This window comes from Streptosporangium sp. NPDC049248 (assembly GCF_040678965.1).
In the GTDB taxonomy this organism is placed as follows: Bacteria; Actinomycetota; Actinomycetes; order Streptosporangiales; family Streptosporangiaceae; genus Streptosporangium; species Streptosporangium fukuiense.
Genome location: NZ_JBFAQY010000002.1, coordinates 582,777 through 599,704 on the forward strand (window position 1 = coordinate 582,777; position 16,928 = coordinate 599,704).

Annotated in this window: 12 protein-coding genes and 1 pseudogene; 10 read left to right on the forward strand and 3 right to left on the reverse strand. The window is 66.3% G+C overall.

What is annotated here, in order from left to right; translation table 11 throughout:
- Nucleotides 1-81: 81 nt before the first annotated feature.
- A complete protein-coding gene (locus tag AB0K21_RS06405; protein ID WP_364148297.1) occupies nt 82-2,268 on the reverse strand; it encodes a hypothetical protein in 2,187 nt (728 codons plus the stop codon).
- 332 nt (nt 2,269-2,600) lie between these two features.
- On the opposite strand from AB0K21_RS06405, the gene AB0K21_RS06410 reads away from it, so the two are divergent.
- From AB0K21_RS06410 to AB0K21_RS06435, 6 genes and pseudogenes are all read left to right on the forward strand, one after another.
- Entirely contained in the window at nt 2,601-3,818 is a 1,218-nt protein-coding gene (locus AB0K21_RS06410) for a glycosyltransferase (protein WP_364148299.1), read from the forward strand.
- Nucleotides 3,819-4,029: 211 nt separating this feature from the next.
- A pseudogene (locus AB0K21_RS06415) lies at nt 4,030-4,179 on the forward strand (Trm112 family protein); the annotation flags it as partial.
- Between the two features lie 129 nt (nt 4,180-4,308).
- Nucleotides 4,309-5,025 carry a class I SAM-dependent methyltransferase gene (locus AB0K21_RS06420; RefSeq protein ID WP_364148394.1) on the forward strand — a complete coding sequence of 239 codons (717 nt, stop codon included), beginning with the start codon at nt 4,309-4,311 and terminating at the stop codon, nt 5,023-5,025.
- Between the two features lie 229 nt (nt 5,026-5,254).
- On the forward strand, nt 5,255-6,397 hold the full coding sequence (locus AB0K21_RS06425; RefSeq protein WP_364148301.1) for a glycosyltransferase: 1,143 nt from the start codon (nt 5,255-5,257) through the stop codon (nt 6,395-6,397).
- 5 nt (nt 6,398-6,402) lie between these two features.
- Nucleotides 6,403-8,292 (forward strand): asparagine synthase (glutamine-hydrolyzing), encoded by a 1,890-nt coding sequence (gene asnB, locus AB0K21_RS06430; protein WP_343983140.1) that lies wholly within the window; start codon nt 6,403-6,405, stop codon nt 8,290-8,292.
- A gap of 8 nt (nt 8,293-8,300) precedes the next feature.
- The gene (locus AB0K21_RS06435; RefSeq protein WP_343983143.1) at nt 8,301-9,617 is read left to right on the forward strand and encodes a polysaccharide biosynthesis C-terminal domain-containing protein; all 1,317 of its coding nucleotides are present in this window, start codon (nt 8,301-8,303) and stop codon (nt 9,615-9,617) included.
- A gap of 135 nt (nt 9,618-9,752) precedes the next feature.
- Here the strand turns inward: AB0K21_RS06435 and AB0K21_RS06440 are convergent, their stop codons facing one another.
- Entirely contained in the window at nt 9,753-10,646 is an 894-nt protein-coding gene (locus AB0K21_RS06440) for a glycosyltransferase family A protein (RefSeq protein ID WP_343983146.1), read from the reverse strand.
- Nucleotides 10,647-11,074: 428 nt separating this feature from the next.
- The gene (locus AB0K21_RS06445) at nt 11,075-12,328 is read right to left on the reverse strand and encodes a hypothetical protein (RefSeq protein WP_343983149.1); all 1,254 of its coding nucleotides are present in this window, start codon (nt 12,326-12,328) and stop codon (nt 11,075-11,077) included.
- 408 nt (nt 12,329-12,736) lie between these two features.
- Between AB0K21_RS06445 and AB0K21_RS06450 the strand changes: the two genes are divergently transcribed.
- Genes AB0K21_RS06450 through AB0K21_RS06465 form a run of 4 tightly spaced genes read left to right on the forward strand, consistent with a single transcriptional unit; the run spans nt 12,737 to nt 16,927 of the window.
- Nucleotides 12,737-13,885, forward strand: coding sequence for a glycosyltransferase (locus tag AB0K21_RS06450; RefSeq protein ID WP_364148397.1), 1,149 nt, complete (start codon nt 12,737-12,739; stop codon nt 13,883-13,885).
- Nucleotides 13,882-14,847: an NAD-dependent epimerase/dehydratase family protein gene (locus AB0K21_RS06455; RefSeq protein ID WP_343983152.1), complete on the forward strand. Its 966-nt coding sequence runs from the start codon at nt 13,882-13,884 to the stop codon at nt 14,845-14,847. Before AB0K21_RS06450 ends, AB0K21_RS06455 begins: the two co-directional genes overlap by 4 nt.
- 56 nt (nt 14,848-14,903) lie before the next feature.
- Nucleotides 14,904-15,893 carry a GDP-mannose 4,6-dehydratase gene (locus AB0K21_RS06460; protein ID WP_343983155.1) on the forward strand — a complete coding sequence of 330 codons (990 nt, stop codon included), beginning with the start codon at nt 14,904-14,906 and terminating at the stop codon, nt 15,891-15,893.
- The gene (locus AB0K21_RS06465; protein ID WP_364148307.1) at nt 15,890-16,927 is read left to right on the forward strand and encodes an MraY family glycosyltransferase; all 1,038 of its coding nucleotides are present in this window, start codon (nt 15,890-15,892) and stop codon (nt 16,925-16,927) included. The genes AB0K21_RS06460 and AB0K21_RS06465 overlap by 4 nt, the downstream gene beginning before the upstream one ends.
- Nucleotide 16,928 lies beyond the last annotated feature (1 nt).

The window sequence follows — 16,928 nt, forward strand, 5'->3', positions numbered from 1 at the left end:
GTCACGATCCGTTGTCACAGGTCAACCTCGGCCTGAGGATTGATAGGCGGGCACCGACGGGGCCTGGACGCGGCGAAGGAGTCAGGCCGTACCGTCTGGCACCTCGTAAACGGCGTAGTCGCCGGAACGGAACCTCAGGTTCGCGCCGTCACCGATCTTGGAGTCCGCACCGGTGTGCTGCTCGTCGACGAACAGCCAGCGCACGCCGTAACGCGTCCGTAACCGCTGAATGGAAGCCGCCGAGGGCGATCGGAATGCGGCATCGTTGAGCTGGATCCGCTCCTGGTCCCAGAACGGCAGGTGCTCCGCCACGAGGCCCCTGTGCCAGTGCTGGTAATTCGCCGGGCTGAACGCCCACCCCTCCACCAGCACGCGTCGTTCGGTCAGCGCGGACACCCAGAACTCACGGCTGTCACAGGGGTTCTCGGATTTCCCTCGGCAATGTGTGTCCGTGGCGACCAGGTCATCCGGATCCGAGTGGGCACGCAACCATCGTCCGGCGGTCAAGGCGTCCCTGCGGATCACCGGCACTCCCGGGCCCGTGTCCGCGCCACCGCCCGCCGGAGCGGGAACGGCCGACGAGAGGACGCGGGCCGCCCAGGCCGCGGGCAGGCCGACGGCCGTGACCATTGAGATCGTGATGGCTCCGGCGACGACGAGGCGCCGCCTGTTGGCGAGGAGGAGCAGGCCGATCACCGGTAGGGCGAGAGCCGCAAAGGCGATATACGGCCGGTACAGGAGGATCTCGCTCTGGCCCGGGCCCAGGGGGATCCGGACGCCGAAGATCATACGGATCGAGCAGGTCGCTACGATCGCCGCGCCAACCGCGTACGCCGTCACGCGTGGAGGCACCTGAGCCAGCCGAACAATGACGAAGATTCCGTAGACGGCGACTATCGCCAGATAGGGATAGGACGCCACGGAGAAGTACATCTCGGCATGATGAGGGTGCCCGAACAGAAGCGTGGCGCAGAACCCCCCCGCCCCGATGCTGAGCATCACAACCACGGCAGGCCGCAGCAGCAACCGCGGTCGGCTCAGCAGGCCCCAGATCCCGCACCACTCTATGACCCAGCTCAGCAGGTACAGCAGCGTGACGCCGAAAGCCGAGGCCGACAATGGCCCGATGTCTCCGTCCTGACCGGTCAGTTCCGCCCATATCTTGCGGGTCATGGCGAGCGGTTCGACGATCATCCCTAGGCGCGCCTGGCCGAACAGCACGAACTGCGCGTAAAGAAAGCACATCACGGTAGTCACCAGCACGACGAGCACGCGCCAGGGCACCCGGCGTCGTCTCGCCACCTCGATCACCACGATCGCCGCCAGGCCGATGGCGAGCAGGGGCAGGTAGGTGGCCTTGGCCCCCATCACCGCCACGAGGAAGACGCCCAGGAGAACCCAGGAGCCGAGGGCGATACGCCTGCGCTCAAGAAGGTCGATCAGGAGGATGACGACCGGCACGAAGAGGAGAGCACCGAAGGCCTGGGTGGGGCTCAGCCACGACTGAGGGGGACGCCACGTGAAGATTCCGACGCTTGTCCCCAGGTACAGGTTCGGGGCCTCCATGAAGACAGTGCCCGCGACGGCCAGCAACCCGGCCGACCAGGCGCCCACCACGCGCCGTCCAATCATCCCTATCAGGACGACGAAGGCGACCATCATGGGCAGCATGAAGAGCCTGAACAGCAGCACCAGCGGTTCCACGCCGGTGACCCAGCTCGCCGCCGCGAGGTGGGCGTAGACGAACCAGTGGTAGAAGAGTGGCTCACCGGCAACCATCGGCACCGTGGGCGGCATATGGTGCTTCAACTCGCCGATCAGCGCCAGGTGGAACGGCATGTCGAGATTGGCCGCCCCAAGCGCCGGCCACGTCAGAGCATGCGTCCTGAAGAACTTGGCGGCGCTCCAGGCGATCAGATAGATGGTGACCAGGGCGAGGGACCAGGACCACCAGAGCGGCGTGGTGAGGCGACGCCTGCCTCTCCAGTGCCGGCGCAGGCGGGGAACGGCGATGAAGACCGCGTAGGTGGTGATCGGCCAGGCCATGACGAGCAGCGGCATCCCGGCCGCGCGGACGGCGACATAGGCGAGCACCTCGATCGCGTAGCCGAGCGTCAGCCCGAGGGCGATCTCCTCGGCCAGCGTCCGCCTGCCGCCGTACAGGGCGCGGATCAGCAGCAGCCCCGGGAGCGCGAGTCCCAGCGCGATGTAGGCGCCGAAGCAGGCCATATCCCGGACGGAAACCCCAAAGGCACCCAGCACCGTCACAGCAAATATGGTCACAAACGCCGCGGGAAACCATCTAAATACGTGAGAGCACCAGACCCTCCGCCACCAGACAGGCCATCTTTGTTTATGTGGAGTCCGATTTGCCGACACTTTTCCCATAATTTCCAGGGGATCCGGCAAGGGACTTTGAAGGTGCGGAGTCTTGGCCATGCACGCAAGTCTCACGACACGAGCGTCCTGGCCGGATTTGGACGGCCAGGTTTTTCAATGTCTTTGTCATTCGTTCACATGGGCCGGCCAGTACGGCTGAGCGGCGAGACACGCCATCTCCTGGAACGGGAGATACAGCCGCGATCTGTAATGCTACAGCCATGATCAGCAATCTTAAGGGACGGCACCTCAGGCGTAATCGTCGCCTGACGGATGGCCGAGAATTACGCGTTTTCTACATGATCGGCACTATGGGCATAGGTGGCGCGGAAAGCCAAGTCGTACTGCGCGCCAAGGAACTGCGTGCCCGCGGTGTTGACAGCCGCGTACTCCTGCTCTTCGACGGTGGCCCCTTCGAAGCGTTTCTCCAGGACGCGGGGGTTCCCGTGGTGCATCTGCGCTTCCGGACCATCAGCACCGCCGGCTGGCGGCGAGCGCTCCTCTGCGACATCGCGGCGTTCTGCCGTCTCGTACGCCTCCTGCGCCAGGCCCGACCTCACGTGCTTCACGCCCACCTGTTCCACTCCTACGCCATCGGTGTACCAGCAGGCAAGTTGGCCGGGGTCCCCTTAGTGGTGGCGGGACGTCACACACCACTCATGATCACCGGCAGAGGTCTTCTGACATCGCTCATAGACAGGGCCGCCAACCACATGGCCGATCACATCGTTCCGGTCAGCCAGAGCATCGCGGACGAGCTCTCAAGCCGCTTCCGCGTCCACCACAAAATCAGCGTGATCCACAACGGCCTCCCACCCGCGGCGTTTCTTCCACACAGCCCGGCCCCCTTGGAAACGGAGTTCCCCGTCGTGGTCTGCGTGAGCAGGCTTCAGCCCCTCAAGGGTCACCGCTACCTGCTCGACGCCGCGGCGCTCCTCGAACTCCGCGGGCTGAGGTGCACCATCGTTTTGATCGGGGACGGACCGGAACGCGGCAACCTGGAGAAGCAGGCGGAGCAGCTCGGGATCGACGTTCGTTTTCCCGGCTTCCGAACCGACGTGCACGCCTGGCTGGCCCGCGCCGACATCATGGCCCATCCGACACTGGCAGAGGCCCTCGGGAACTGCATCATGGAGGCGATGGCAGCCGGACTTCCCACGGTCTCGACGCGCGTCGGCGGCGTACCCGAGCTCCTCGAAGAGAATCGCGGGCTGCTCGTCCCCCCGGCCGACGCCGCCGCTCTGGCCGACGCGATCCAGCGCCTGCTCACCGATCACGTGCTCGCAAAGCGACTGGGCGCCTCGGCGCAGGCGTGGGCGGTGGACCACCTCACCAGCGACAGGCTCGTCGATCGATACCTGAGCACCTACGCGCGCCTCATACCTCAGAAGTTCGCGACAGATCTGAACATACCGATCGGTCACCGCGCCCGACGCTAGATGAGAGCGGATCACGTTGCGTCCAAAACAGCTTCACGTTTTCCTTTGCGAGGGACGGAACCCGTCGTCTTTTTCAACTTTTTCAACGGTCCGTCTCGGGACACACCCTTCCACCTACCCGTGTCCGTGCGGTCACGTTCCGTAACATGACTCGGGAACCAGGGACCGGCCGGCGTGGCCGTCCTTGTTGTCTTGCTGGATAGGCAATCGAATGACTCTTTCCAAACGCGTAGACGGCGGCACGGACATCGAGACGGACAACGAGACCGTCTGGCAGTCCGTGCTGTGCTGCCCACGCTGTCATGGTCCACTCCGTGCCGCGGCCGAACTCCGGTGCGATTCGTGCTCGACCGCGTACCCCATCGACAATGGAATTCCACGCTTCGTTCCCCGGGACAACTACGCGGAGGGGTTCGGATACCAGTGGAACCAGCATCGGCTGACGCAGCTTGACTCACACTCCGGCATGCCGATCTCGCGTGATCGACTGATGAACGCGAGCGGCTGGTCGGCCGCCGAGCTCGCGGGAAAGGCCGTACTCGAATGCGGCAGCGGGGCGGGGCGGTTCACCGAGGTCCTGTGCGAGACCGGCGCCCAGGTGACGTCGGTCGACATATCCAGCGCCGTCCACGCCAACGCCGCCTCGAACGGCCACTTTCCTCGTTTGAGGCTTGTCCAGGCCAGCATCTACGCACTGCCGTTTCCCGAGGAGTCGTTCGACTTCCTGTTCTGCTGCGGGGTGATCCAGCACACGCCGGACGTCGAAAAGACGTTCAAAACGCTGTTCCGCTATCTGCGGCCCGGCGGCCGGTTCTGCATCGACGTGTACGCGGCGATCGTCGCCTATCCCCATCCCCGGCAGTTGCTGCGTCCGATCACCAAACACGTGCCTCCCGCCAAGCTCTACGCCCTCGTGGAGAAGGCCGTGCCGAAGCTGCTCCCCCTGTCCATGAAGCTCAGCGCCGTCCCGTGGGCGGGACAGTGCCTGGCGCGCCTGATCCCGGTCGCGAACCATCGCTATCTGGGGGTGACGGACAGAGAGACCGCCCGGAGCTGGTCGGTGCTGGACACCTTCGACTGGCTCTCGCCGCGCTACGAAAAACCGCAGACCCGGCGACGTCTTGAGCGGTGGACACAGGAGCTGGGTTTGCGTGAGGTCTCCATCGAACGTCACCGCGGGCTGTACGTCATCCGCGGCGTCAAATAACCGGCGTCCGCATGTCGGCGATCGGCGGGCCTCGGCGGGCCTGGCCAGGCTCGGCGGCCGACTTCTCTCGGTCCTCCTCAGGGTGACACCTGTCAAACGGCCCCGCCCGGCCGGCCGGTCACATCTCCACCCTCACCGCACACCTGACGACCACTCCGGCTGAGAACCGCGGATGTGGCACCTCACATTGGATTTCATACCGAAGAGCAGCCTCCGGAAGGGGAACGTCGTGGCGGCCAGCGATAGGTCCGGCCTCCGGCGCGTCGCGCTTCTCATCCCGCAGTTGACGCTGCCCGGGGGGACCGAGGTGCAGGTCTCCCTGCTGGCCCGGCAACTGCACGCGAGGAATATCGACGTCAGCGTGCTCGTCCTGTGGGGAGATGAGGGGTATGCGAAGACTTTGCGCCTGGCGGGGATCGAGGTGCACCGGCTCGGCTTCGTATCCCTCTCCTCTGAACCGTCGGCCCTGGTCGCCAACCTGCGCGCCGCCGGCCGTCTCATACGTCTGTTGCGACATCTGAGGCCTCAGGTGCTGCATGCGTTTCTCTACTTCGGTTACGTCGTGGCTCCACCCGCCGCCCGGCTGGCGGGGGTTCCGGTCGTCGTCGCGGGCCGGCGCAGTCTGAGCTTCTTCAAGCGGGAACGCTGGTGGGTGCTGGCTCTGGAACGGGCCGTGAACCGCGTCACCGACCACGTCATCGCCAACGCCGCCGCCGTCGCCGAGGACGCCCGCACCGTCGAACGCCTCCCCGCGCACAAACTCAGCGTGATCTACAACGGCCTCCCCGAAACGGCCTTCGACCCGGCCGAACCAGAGAACATCGACACCTCCCTGCCCGTCATCCTGTGCGTGGCCAACCTCCTGGAGATCAAAGGACACCGGTTCCTGATCGACGCCGCCGCCACCCTGGCCCGGCAGGGCAACCCCTGCACGGTCATCCTCGTCGGCGACGGCCCCGAATACGCCCCCCTCCAAACCCAGGCCACCACACTCGGCCTCGACGTCCGCTTCCTCGGATCCCGCACCGACACCGCCGGCCTCCTGGCCCGCGCCGACATCGTCGTACTGCCCTCCCTGTCCGAAGGCCTCAGCAACGCGGTCATGGAAGCGATGGCCGCCGGCCGACCCACCATCGCCACCTCGGTAGGCGGCACACCCGAACTCCTCGAAGACCGCGGCCTCCTCGTCCCCCCCGCCGACCCCGCAGCCCTGGCCGAAGCCATCACCCACCTGCTCACCCACCCCCAGCACGCCACCACCCTGGCGACCGCAGCACGCGCCTGGGCACGCAAGAACCTCGACGCAACCGCCATGACCACCCAGCACATCAACCTGTACCACCAACTCCTGGAGACCCGATGTGTGGAATAGCCGGAATGGCCACAACATCACACCCAGACCCCGAACTCGTCCGCCGCATGTGCGATGTGATCGTGCACCGGGGACCGGACGGCGCGGGCTTCCACAGTGACGAACACGCGGCACTCGGCATGCGCCGACTGGCGATCATCGATGTGGCGACCGGCGACCAGCCCGTCTACAACGAGGACGACCGCGTCGTGGCCGTGTTCAACGGCGAGATCTACAACTTCGCCGAACTCCGCGACATGTTGATCGCCAAGGGGCACCGTCTGCGTACCGCCGGAGACTCCGAATGTCTGGTGCATCTCTACGAAGAGTTCGGCGTAGAGCTCGTTCACCGGCTCAGGGGGATGTTCGCTTTCGCCATCTGGGATCGAGACCGCCAGCGGCTGGTTCTGGCCAGGGACCGGGTGGGCAAGAAACCGCTCTACTGGCGGGCCGACCACTCCTCTATCCGGTTCGCGTCCGAGCTGAAGTCTCTCGCGCAGGACCCCGGCATGGGCCGCGAGATCGATCCCGTCGCCCTGCATCACTATCTGACGTACCAGTACGTCCCCGCGCCGTGGTCCATCTACCAGGGCGTGCACAAGCTCTCTCCCGGACACGTGCTCGTCTGGGAACGCGGCAGGATCACGGTCAACCGCTATTGGCAGCTGGACCGCACCCCACGACCGGTGCTGGACCAGCGGGAGGAGGAGGAACGGCTACGCGAGCTGATCCTGGACGCGACCCGGATCCGCATGGTGAGCGAGCGGCCCATCGGGGCATTCCTGTCCGGAGGCATAGACTCTTCCGCCGTGGTCGCCGCCATGGCGATGCAGAGCACCGAACCGGTCAAGACATTCTGCATCGGCTTCGAGGACAGTCGGTACGACGAACGCCACAAAGCACGGATGGTCGCCGACCGGTACTCCACTGATCACCATGAGCTCGTCGTGACATCGAACCTGCTCGACATACTGCCACGCCTCGCCTGGCACTTCGACGAACCGTTCGCCGACTCCTCGGCGATCCCCAGTTTCCACGTGGCCCAGCTGAGCCGGCAGCATGTCACCGTCGCGCTCAACGGAGACGGCGGCGACGAGTGCTTCGGCGGCTACCGGCGCTACGCGTTGATGAACCAGGCCCGCAGGATTCCGGCGCTGCCCCCGGCCCTGGCGGCGATGCTCACGCGCACCGGCACCCTCGTGAGCGAGCGGAGCGACTCCCGATCTCTGCCCCATCAGCTGGGCCGGCTGATGAGGTTCACCGCGGCGCGTCCGTCACAGCGCTACGCCCGCCTGATGTCCTACTTCACCCCGGAGCAGAAATCCACGATCTACAGCGACGCGCTCCGGGACCTACTGACGGGGGTGGACAGCTACCGCCTGCTGGAGGAGGCCTTCCAGGGTTCATCGGCTGAGACCGATCTCGGCCGTGTCATGGATGTCGACACCCTTACCTACCTTCCGGGCGACCTGTTGGTCAAGGCCGACATCACATCGATGGCCCACTCGCTGGAGGCCCGTTCGCCGTTCCTGGACCACCACATAATGGAGTGGGCGGCCGCCCTTCCCGGCGCACTGCATATCCGCAACGGTCAGACCAAACTCCTGCTCAAACGAGCGGTGGCCCCCTGGCTGCCCGAACAACTGCTGCGCTATCCCAAGCAGGGGTTCGCCGTACCTCTAGCCTCGTGGCTCCGTGGCGAACTGCGAGAACTGGCCTACGACATGCTCACCGACGACACCGCCCGCAACAGGGGCCTGTTCCGGCCGGCGGTGGTCCAGGAGCTGCTCCGGAAGCACATCGACGGTGCCGACCACAGCGTTCGGCTGTGGGCGCTGCTGCAGTTCGAGCTCTGGCACCGAACGCACGCAACCCCGAACGCCGCCCTCATCAGCGGGGCCGGATGCCACGCCTAGCAACTGCGATGCCCCGTACCGCGTACCTGAGCTCCTCCCTCAGCAGGGTGCTCCAGACCGTCGGGAGCCATGCGGTCCAGGTGTTGCTGGGCACGGTGACGGGCGTGCTGATCGCACGCACCCTTCAGCCCGAGGGGCGGGGAACCTACTCGGTCATCGCGACCACGACGCTCATCGCCATCCTGCTGGGGCACCTGTCCGTCGAGAAAGCACAGATCTATCTGTGGACGGACCGGGCACGGCACGGCAGTCTCCTCGCGAACGGCCTGGTAATCGGCCTGCTCTCGGGGACGACCACCGCACTGATCGCGCTGACGCTGATGCGTGTCGGCGCCATGCCGACGACGTCTCCGCTGCTCGGCCTGGCACTGCTCACCGTGCCCTTCGGGGTGGCGGCCACGAATCTCAAAGGCATCGCGCTGCTGCGATCACAGGTGGACATCATCAACCGCGGTACCGTCGCCGCCGCGTCGATCCAGTGCCTCCCCCTTCTGGTCTTGGCGGCCACCGGCCACATCACGGTGACCAGCGTCATCGTGTGCTGGACGATGTCAGTGGTCCTTCCTTTCATCCTTCTCATCCGGGCGCTCCGCCCACGTCCCCTGCTGACGGACGGTCGGCTCGCCTGCCGCCAGCTCGCCGTGGGGAGCCGCTACCACATCGGGCTGGTGGCCTTCTATCTCCTGATGACCGTTGACACCCTGCTGATAAACGCTCTCGACTCCGCCGCCACGGTCGGGATCTACACCGTCGCGGTCACGACGCTCTCCCTTGCCTGCATCCCGGCAGAGGCGATCACCCGGGTCATGCTTCCCCGGCAGGCCTATGGCGACATCCGGCAGGCCGAGCAGGTCACCGTCCGCGCCCTCCGGCTCAACCTGCTTCTCTCCGCAGCCTTCATCGGGATCCTGGCGGCCGTCTCCCCCGTGCTGATCCCGCTGGTCTACGGCCGGCCTTTCGCCGGTAGCGTCATACCGCTGCTGGCACTGGCCCCCGGAATGATCGCGCTTTCGGTGATCCGGCTGGTCGAGCAGCATCTCGTACGGCTCGCCCGGCCGATCTCCATGACTGTCATCGCCGTCGGCGCGCTGACCATGAACGTCCTGCTCAACCTGGTGTTGATTCCTCGCTGGGGCGCGCTGGGCGCCGCCCTCGCGTCCAGCGTCGCCTACATCCTCATGGCCTTGCTCGAAGTCGCATGGTTCACGCGTTCGGCGCACCTCCCGCTACGCGATCTCCTACCTCGCCTGTCCGAGGCGCGTTCGGTACTGGCGCCGCTGACGGACTCCGGCCTGATCGCCCGGTGGCGCCGCCATGACGCCTGATGCCGCGTTCCTTCCAGGGGAGGTCCACGGAGGCGTCTGGGGGCCGGCGGTGGCCGTGATCAGACACCGGTCACGGACGTCACGGGCCCTCAGCCGGGAGGGCCGAATCTCCCCGCAACGCTCATGATGACTTTCTCATGAGCCAGAGGAGAGCAGGTCCATGCGGTAGAACACCCAGCCAAGTGGTATCGAGCCCATGCTCAGAGCTCTGGCGGCCACCGCGTCGAACCCGCGGGAGCGGCGCCACACCGGTTCCTTCTGATGGAAACAGGCCCGCGAGAGGTTCACCGCGGCCTTGACGAAATGAACCGGCCTGAAGCGCAGCCATGCGATGTCCTCCGCGAGGGTGATGCCGTGCTGCATGACGGCCCCAGAGGCGATCTCGGCGAAGGGACGCCGGGTCAGGCGATTCTGCGCGGACATACGGCACACGACGACCTGCTCGTTGACGTGGCGCGTCAGATAATTTCTTCCGATCGCCCGCCAGAGCACGCTTTCGGCGACGTACCCCGTTCTCAGGGGAAAGGGATGCGCGCGGAGGACATCGGTCCTGTACATCCTCGGTTTGTCGCCGGCCGTGGAATACCGATAGAGCGCCTCCTGCCAGCTTGCATCGATCATGTCGCGCGGGAATCTCTCACCGACGACGTGCCCCCGCTCGTCCACACAGAGGCCGGCGACCCCGGCGTACCTCCGGCTGTCCCCGATATCGGACCAATGGTCCAGGAGGCGGCGCAGCCCGCCGGGAACGAGCAGGTCGTCCGAGTCGATCTGAGCGATCAGTTCGCCGCGGGCCATCGAGACCCCGCGATTGAACGCCGAGTGCTTCCCACCGTTCGGCTGCCGTTGAAAGCGGACCGGGAACGAGCTGATCCGGGCCAGTTCCTCCATGACATCTTCGGTGTCATCGGTCGACCCGTCGTCGATGACGACCCATTCCAGGTCCATGTCCTGACGCAACAGGCTCGCGTGGAGTTCCGGGAGATACCCTGCCCGGTTGAACGTGGGAGTGAGAACGGTGACCAGCATCCGGCACACCTCATACCACTGTCGCGAAGACATCAGGCGGTACGACGGCTCCCCCGCGCGATCTATCGTCGCCTGCCCGCCGTCCGGCAAGGACCAGGCCGGGGACCGCACTCACGTCGATCCGGTGCATCATCACCACATGGCTCCCATCTCGGGAAAGGGCGGATCCTGGAAACGGACGGCAGCCGGAGGAGACCGCGTGCGGGCTCTTCGAGCCGGCTCGGTGCCGTGCGATCGAACCATCCGTCCTGAAGCGAATTCGCAGGCTGTCGTATCGCGACCGATGCTACGGCGGACGGCGGGCGCGCAGCCGTGATGATCAGCATGCACCGGCGAAAGGTTCGGCCAACGTTGGTCATGTCGGAGGTATGGTTCCGGCGTTGAAGCACCGGCCGCGTTTCCTCCGGCGACCCGGCCCGGTCGCGCCGTCAGATCACTTTCGAGACACCGCCATCGGCAGGCCGCCCGCATGGAGGAGCGGCCGCGGGCTGCTCCTCGCCCCATGAGCTCCTGCTCCACGCCACTGCGGCGAGCACACTCGTGACCAGGACGATCGGTATGCGTTGCCGGAAGATCAGGCCGATGTTGGCCATGGTGCTGGCGTAGACGATCGTGCCCGGGATGATGAACGACATGAGGATCAGGAGTGTCGCGCGGTCACGGCGCCACAGCCGGCGGCACCCGCGCGCCGCACTGTAAAGAAGGAAATACCAGATAAGGACGTCTATCTTCCCGAGATGCAATATCAGGCCGCCCTCGGTCCAGGGGAACGGGGACAGGAGCGTGTAGAGCACCTTGGAGCCGAGCGCGTTCCACGGGTCGCCGCCGTCTTCGAAGACGACGCCCGACCTCCCGTCCCCGTTGGCACGACGGACGGCCGCCGACTGCCCGTTCTCAAGCTGCTCCTGGGCCACCTCGAGCTGGGCTTCCCAAACGCCCCCGAAAACGAACACGGCGGATACCAGCAGCATCGCGAAGACGAGCATGCGCCGCGGGGAGAACACGCTCTTGAGACCCACCAGGCCAAGGATCAGCGGCACCGCGCACATGAACACCATGTACGGCCGCACGTACCACAGGGCCCACAGCAGCGGGACGAGCATGAGGAGCCTGTGCAGGTCGAATCGTCGTGAAAGCGAAACTCCCAGGCCGATGCTGGTCACCACGAGAAATGCGTTGAAGCCGTCCTTGTATGTATCCGAGGTGTGCAACAGGAACGCGGGCATGAACGCCGTGACGACGAGCACCAGAAACGCCGAGCGCTCGTCGGCACCGACGAGCCGGGCAAGTCTGTAGATGACGATGCACAGCGCACAGGCGAGGAGCGCGACGATGGCGGTGCAGGCGAGCGGAGCGAGGCCACCGCACAGGTAGATGACGATCGCGAAGACCTGGCACGGCACAGCGACGGAGGTGAGGGTGTCGATCTCATCGGCCGTGACGAACTGGAAACCCTCCTGCCTCCAGTATTCGACGATTCCAACGGCCCTCCCCTCGTAACCCAGATTGTCGCCGCCGTAGTCGATGACACCGCTCCGCATCACCAGGACGTGGACGACCAGCCGGACGACGAAGGCGGCGAGCAGGACCGGCAGGACCCGGCGCGCCACTGCGGCGTCCAGGTTCGCACGGACAAGAAAGACGAGCACCACTGCGGCGGCGGCAACGATGAGATATTCCACGGGAGGCTACCTTCGATCCGCGTCAGGACGACGTCACAGGGGCCGGCGGTCGGTTTGACCCACCGGCGAGTGACTCTGCGTCGGCGACGCTAGCGCCGAGGGACGGATGTCCTCATGTCCGAAGGATGTCCATGGTCTGGTGATTACCCCCCATTGCCGATTCTTTTCGCCGGCGTATCCCGTCGGTTGAGCCCGCTGTCCGTGAAGCGACGCGGACGGCTGTCACACCGAGCAACGCGGCTCGATAACGCGCAGGTAGGGAGCGATAAAACATTTCACCACCGCCGTGACGGCGTGGACGGAACGGCCCGAATCCCTAGTTAGCTTCTCGACGTGAGCCACGCCTGTCAGCAAGGAGCCTGTGTGAAGCCCGACAGTCGGATTCGTGTCATGGAAATCATTGCCCGGATGAATGTCGGCGGTCCCGCTACCCAGGTAATGGGATTGTCTGAAGGGCTGAACCCGGATGAGTTCGACCACCATCTCTACACCGGTCACGTCGACAACGGCGAGGGAGACCACCTCCGGCTCCGCGACTCGGCGGTGCAGGTTCACCGGGTCGCGGGCCTCGGCCGGCCGCTCAGGCCCACCGACGACTATCGGGCCCTCTTCCATCTGATCAGCGCCATGCGTGCGTTCCGCCCGCACATCGTCCACACACGGACGGCCAAGGCGGGTGCGCTCGGCCGTACGGCGTCACGCCTCGCCGGCGTCGGTTCGGCCCGGATCCACGTTTTCCACGGCCATCTCCTGCACGGCTACTTCTCACCGGCCAAACGTCACCTGTACGTACAGGTGGAACGGCTCCTCGCGTCCATGTCGGATCGGCTGGTGACCGTCGGATCTCAGGTCCGCGACGACCTGCTGGCGGCCGGGATCGGCCGGTCGGAGCAGTATGTCGTGATACCACCCGGTGTCCGGCTGGACCGGATTCCCGAGCGCGGGGCGGCTCGTGCCGCTCTGAACCTTCCCCTGGACGTGCCTGTCGTGGCCTTCGTGGGACGGCTCACATCGGTGAAACGGCCGGACCGGTTCGTCGCCACGGCGAACGCCGTCCTGCGGAGCCTGCCCGACTGCCGCTTCGTCATCTGCGGAGGAGGCGATCTCAAGGAGGAGGTGGAGCGGAGCATCCGGCCTGCGGGGGACTCCTTTCGCATGCTCGGGTGGAGAAAAGATGTCGAGACGGTATACGCCGCAGCCGACGTGATCCTGCTGACCTCCGACAACGAGGGCACGCCCCTCACCCTCATCGAGGCCGGGATGGCCGGAACCCCGGCCGTCTCCACGCGAGTCGGAAGCGTCGCCGAGATCGTCCAGGACGGGCGCACCGGCCTGCTGGCCGGAGCCGACGCGGAGGAGCTGGCGCGACACACCGTGAGGCTGCTCTCCGACCCCGCGCTCGCCTGCCGGATGGGCGAGGCGGCCCGCCGATGGGCCGATTCCTCCTTCAACGTGGAGCGCCTCGTCGCGGACACCGAAGCCCTTTATCGAGCACTGTACGCAGAACGCCGCGATCGCCTTGTTACGACAGGAATCATGAGAGGAATGAACAAGTGAGAGTCCTGGTGACCGGTGGAGCGGGGTTCATCGGCGCGAATCTGTGTCGTGCGCTCGCAGCTCGGCCCGAAATCAAGAACATCACCGTGCTGGACGACCTGAGCAGCGGAGAGCTCGCCAACCTCGACGGTGTCGGGGTGGACTTCGTGATGGGCAGCATCCTGGACCGGGATCTCCTGGCCGACCTCGTCGCGGACGTCGCCACCGTCATCCACCTCGCCGCCCGCCCGTCGGTGCCCCGCTCGCTCCTCGACCCGCTGGCCTCGCACTCCGTCAACGCTACGGGCACCCTCCACGTGCTCGAGGCGTGCCGCGCGAACAGGCCGCACGTGATCCTCGCCTCCTCCTCCTCGGTGTACGGCGACAGTCCCGAACCCCACAAGCACGAGGACCTGCCCACCAGACCGCTCAGCCCGTACGGGGCCGGCAAGCTCGCGGGCGAGGCCTACGCGATGGCCTATGCGCACAGCTACGGCCTGCCGGTGCTGCCGTTCCGCTTCTTCAACGTCTACGGCCCGCTGCAGACCGCCGGCCACGCCTACGCCGCCGTGATTCCGGCGTTCGTCTCGGCGGCGCTGCGGGGCGAGCCGGTGCCGCTGCACGGCGACGGCCTCCAGTCGCGGGACTTCACCTACGTGGGGTCGGTCACCCGGGTCCTCGCCGACGCGGCCGCGTGTCGGATGACCAGCACGAAGCCGGTGAACCTGGCGTTCGGCACCACGGTCTCCCTCCGGCACCTGATAGACGTCCTCGCCGAGGTCCTCGGCCGGCCGGTCGAGTCGGCTCACCTGCCGCCGAGGGCGGGCGACATCCGGCAGTCCCAGGCCTCTCCCCATTTTCTGCGCGAACTGTTCCCCGGTGTGTGTCCCGTCCCGCTTGAGGACGGGCTCCGCACAACGGTGCGCTGGTTCGAGACGACCCAGGTTCCGGGCATCGAGTCGACGCTTGGCACGTACGCGTGAACCACCGCCTCCTCCCGCCAACAGAGATCTCTCCAAGCACGTGATGAGGGGAACCCGTGAGCACGACACTAAGAACCAACTATCTGATAACGGGTGGCAGTGGATTCATCGGATCGCACCTGTCCGACGCGCTGCTCGCGCGTGGTGACTCCGTCGTCGTCCTGGACAACCTCTCGACGGGGCGGCTGGAGAACCTGCGACCCCACCCGGACCTGCGTTTCGTGCACGGTTCGGTGCTGGACGAACTCATGGTCGACGAGTTGGTCCACCGGTGCGACGTCGTCGTCCACCTGGCGGCCGCGGTCGGCGTCAAGCTGATCGTCGAGCAACCGCTGCGGTCGTTGACGACCAACATCCGGGGTTCGGAGATCGTCATCGAGGCCGCACACCGGTACCGGAAGAAGATCTTGATCACCAGCACGAGCGAGATCTACGGCAAGAACTCCTCCGATGCGCTGCGCGAGGACGCCGATCGCATTCTCGGCAGCCCCGCGGTGGTCCGCTGGGCCTACAGCACCGCCAAGGCCGTCGACGAGATCCTCGCCAACGCCTACCACAGGGAGCGTGGCCTGCCGACGATCGTCGTCCGGTTGTTCAACACCGTGGGCCCGCGGCAGAGCCCGACCTACGGCATGGTGATCCCGAGTCTCGTCCGGCAGGCCCTGTCGGCCACGCCGCTGACGGTCTTCGGCGACGGGACCCAGACCCGCTGCTTCGCGCACGTCGCGGACGTCATCGACGCGCTGCTCCGGCTACTGGACGAGGACGCGGCCGTCGGTGAGACGTTCAACATCGGCTCCTCCGAAGAGGTCAGCATCATGGAGCTGGCGAAACTCATCATCGAGCTCACCGGATCCACCTCCGGGGTCGACCTCATCCCCTACTCCGAGGCCTACGAGCGGGGATTCGAGGACATGACCCGCAGGGTCCCCGACACCACGAAGCTCCACACGCTCACCGGCTGGACCCCGCGACGCACTCTCGACGAGATCCTCACCGAGATCATCAGAGAGTCCTGCGGAGATCCGACGGTGTTCCCCCGGTGAGCGGGACGATCGTCCTCACCGCGGGAGCGGCCTGCCTGCTCAGCGTGACGGCCGCCGTGCCGCTGAGACGCCTGGCGCTGCGATGGGATCTCACCGACCACCCCAGCGGGCACAAGGCCCACACCCGCCCGACCCCGTACCTCGGCGGCATCGCGATCATGGTAGGTACGGTCGTGCCCACCGTGGCCGCGCTCGGCCTCGCCGACCTGCAGATCACCGCGATCCTCCTCGCCGCCACCGCGGTGTGCGTCCTCGGCCTGATCGACGACATCGCCCCCCTGCCCGCGGCCACCAGACTGGCCGTGGAGACCGTGGTGGCGATCGGGGTGGTGCTCTCCGGCGTCCAGGCACCCCTGACCGGGACGTGGCTGGACGGCGCCCTCACCGTGGTGTGGGTCGTCGTGATGACGAACTCCTTCAACCTGCTGGACAACATGGACGGCGCGCTGGGAACCGTCGCCACCGTGACCGCCGGTCTCCTCGCGGCCACGGCCCTGGTACAGGGCCACACCGCGCTCGCGGTATTCCTGTCCGCGCTCGCCTGCGCGTGCCTGGGCTTCCTGCCGCACAACTGGGCGCCCGCGAGAGTGTTCATGGGGGACTCCGGATCGTTGTTCCTCGGATTCACACTGGCCTGTTCGGCGGCCGTCCTGGTCACCGGACGGCCCCCGGACGCGACGATCGCCGGACTGTTCCTGCCGACCTTCGTCGCGACCGTCGACACCTGCGTGGTCTTCCTCTCCCGGATACTGGCGAACCGCTCACCGTTGCAGGGCGGCACCGATCACCTGTCTCACCGGCTACGCCACATCGGCCTGGGAACCCGGGCGGTCTCCGTGACGCTGGGCACGATCACGGCGATCACCGGTGCCCTCTGCCTGACGGTGCTCCTGGGCCGGCTGTCACCGCTCATCGCGGTGGTCATCGCGGGCGTGATCGCCGTCGTTCTCATCGGTCTACTGCGCGGCGCGAGCGTCGACTCGCCGGTCCAGCGCCCCAAGGCCCCTCAGAAAATCCGCGAAAGGCGGCGTTGAC

Bases quoted from the DNA above. Each gene is read 5' to 3' on its own strand.
- AB0K21_RS06450 (WP_364148397.1), top strand. From the start codon at position 12,737: ATGAATGTCGGCGGTCCCGCTACCCAGGTAATGGGATTGTCTGAAGGG.
- AB0K21_RS06410 (WP_364148299.1), top strand. From the start codon at position 2,601: ATGATCAGCAATCTTAAGGGACGGCACCTCAGGCGTAATCGTCGCCTG.
- AB0K21_RS06440 (WP_343983146.1), bottom strand. From the start codon at position 10,646: ATGCTGGTCACCGTTCTCACTCCCACGTTCAACCGGGCAGGGTATCTC.
- AB0K21_RS06435 (WP_343983143.1), top strand. From the start codon at position 8,301: ATGCCCCGTACCGCGTACCTGAGCTCCTCCCTCAGCAGGGTGCTCCAG.
- asnB (WP_343983140.1), top strand. From the start codon at position 6,403: ATGGCCACAACATCACACCCAGACCCCGAACTCGTCCGCCGCATGTGC.
- AB0K21_RS06420 (WP_364148394.1), top strand. From the start codon at position 4,309: ATGAACGCGAGCGGCTGGTCGGCCGCCGAGCTCGCGGGAAAGGCCGTA.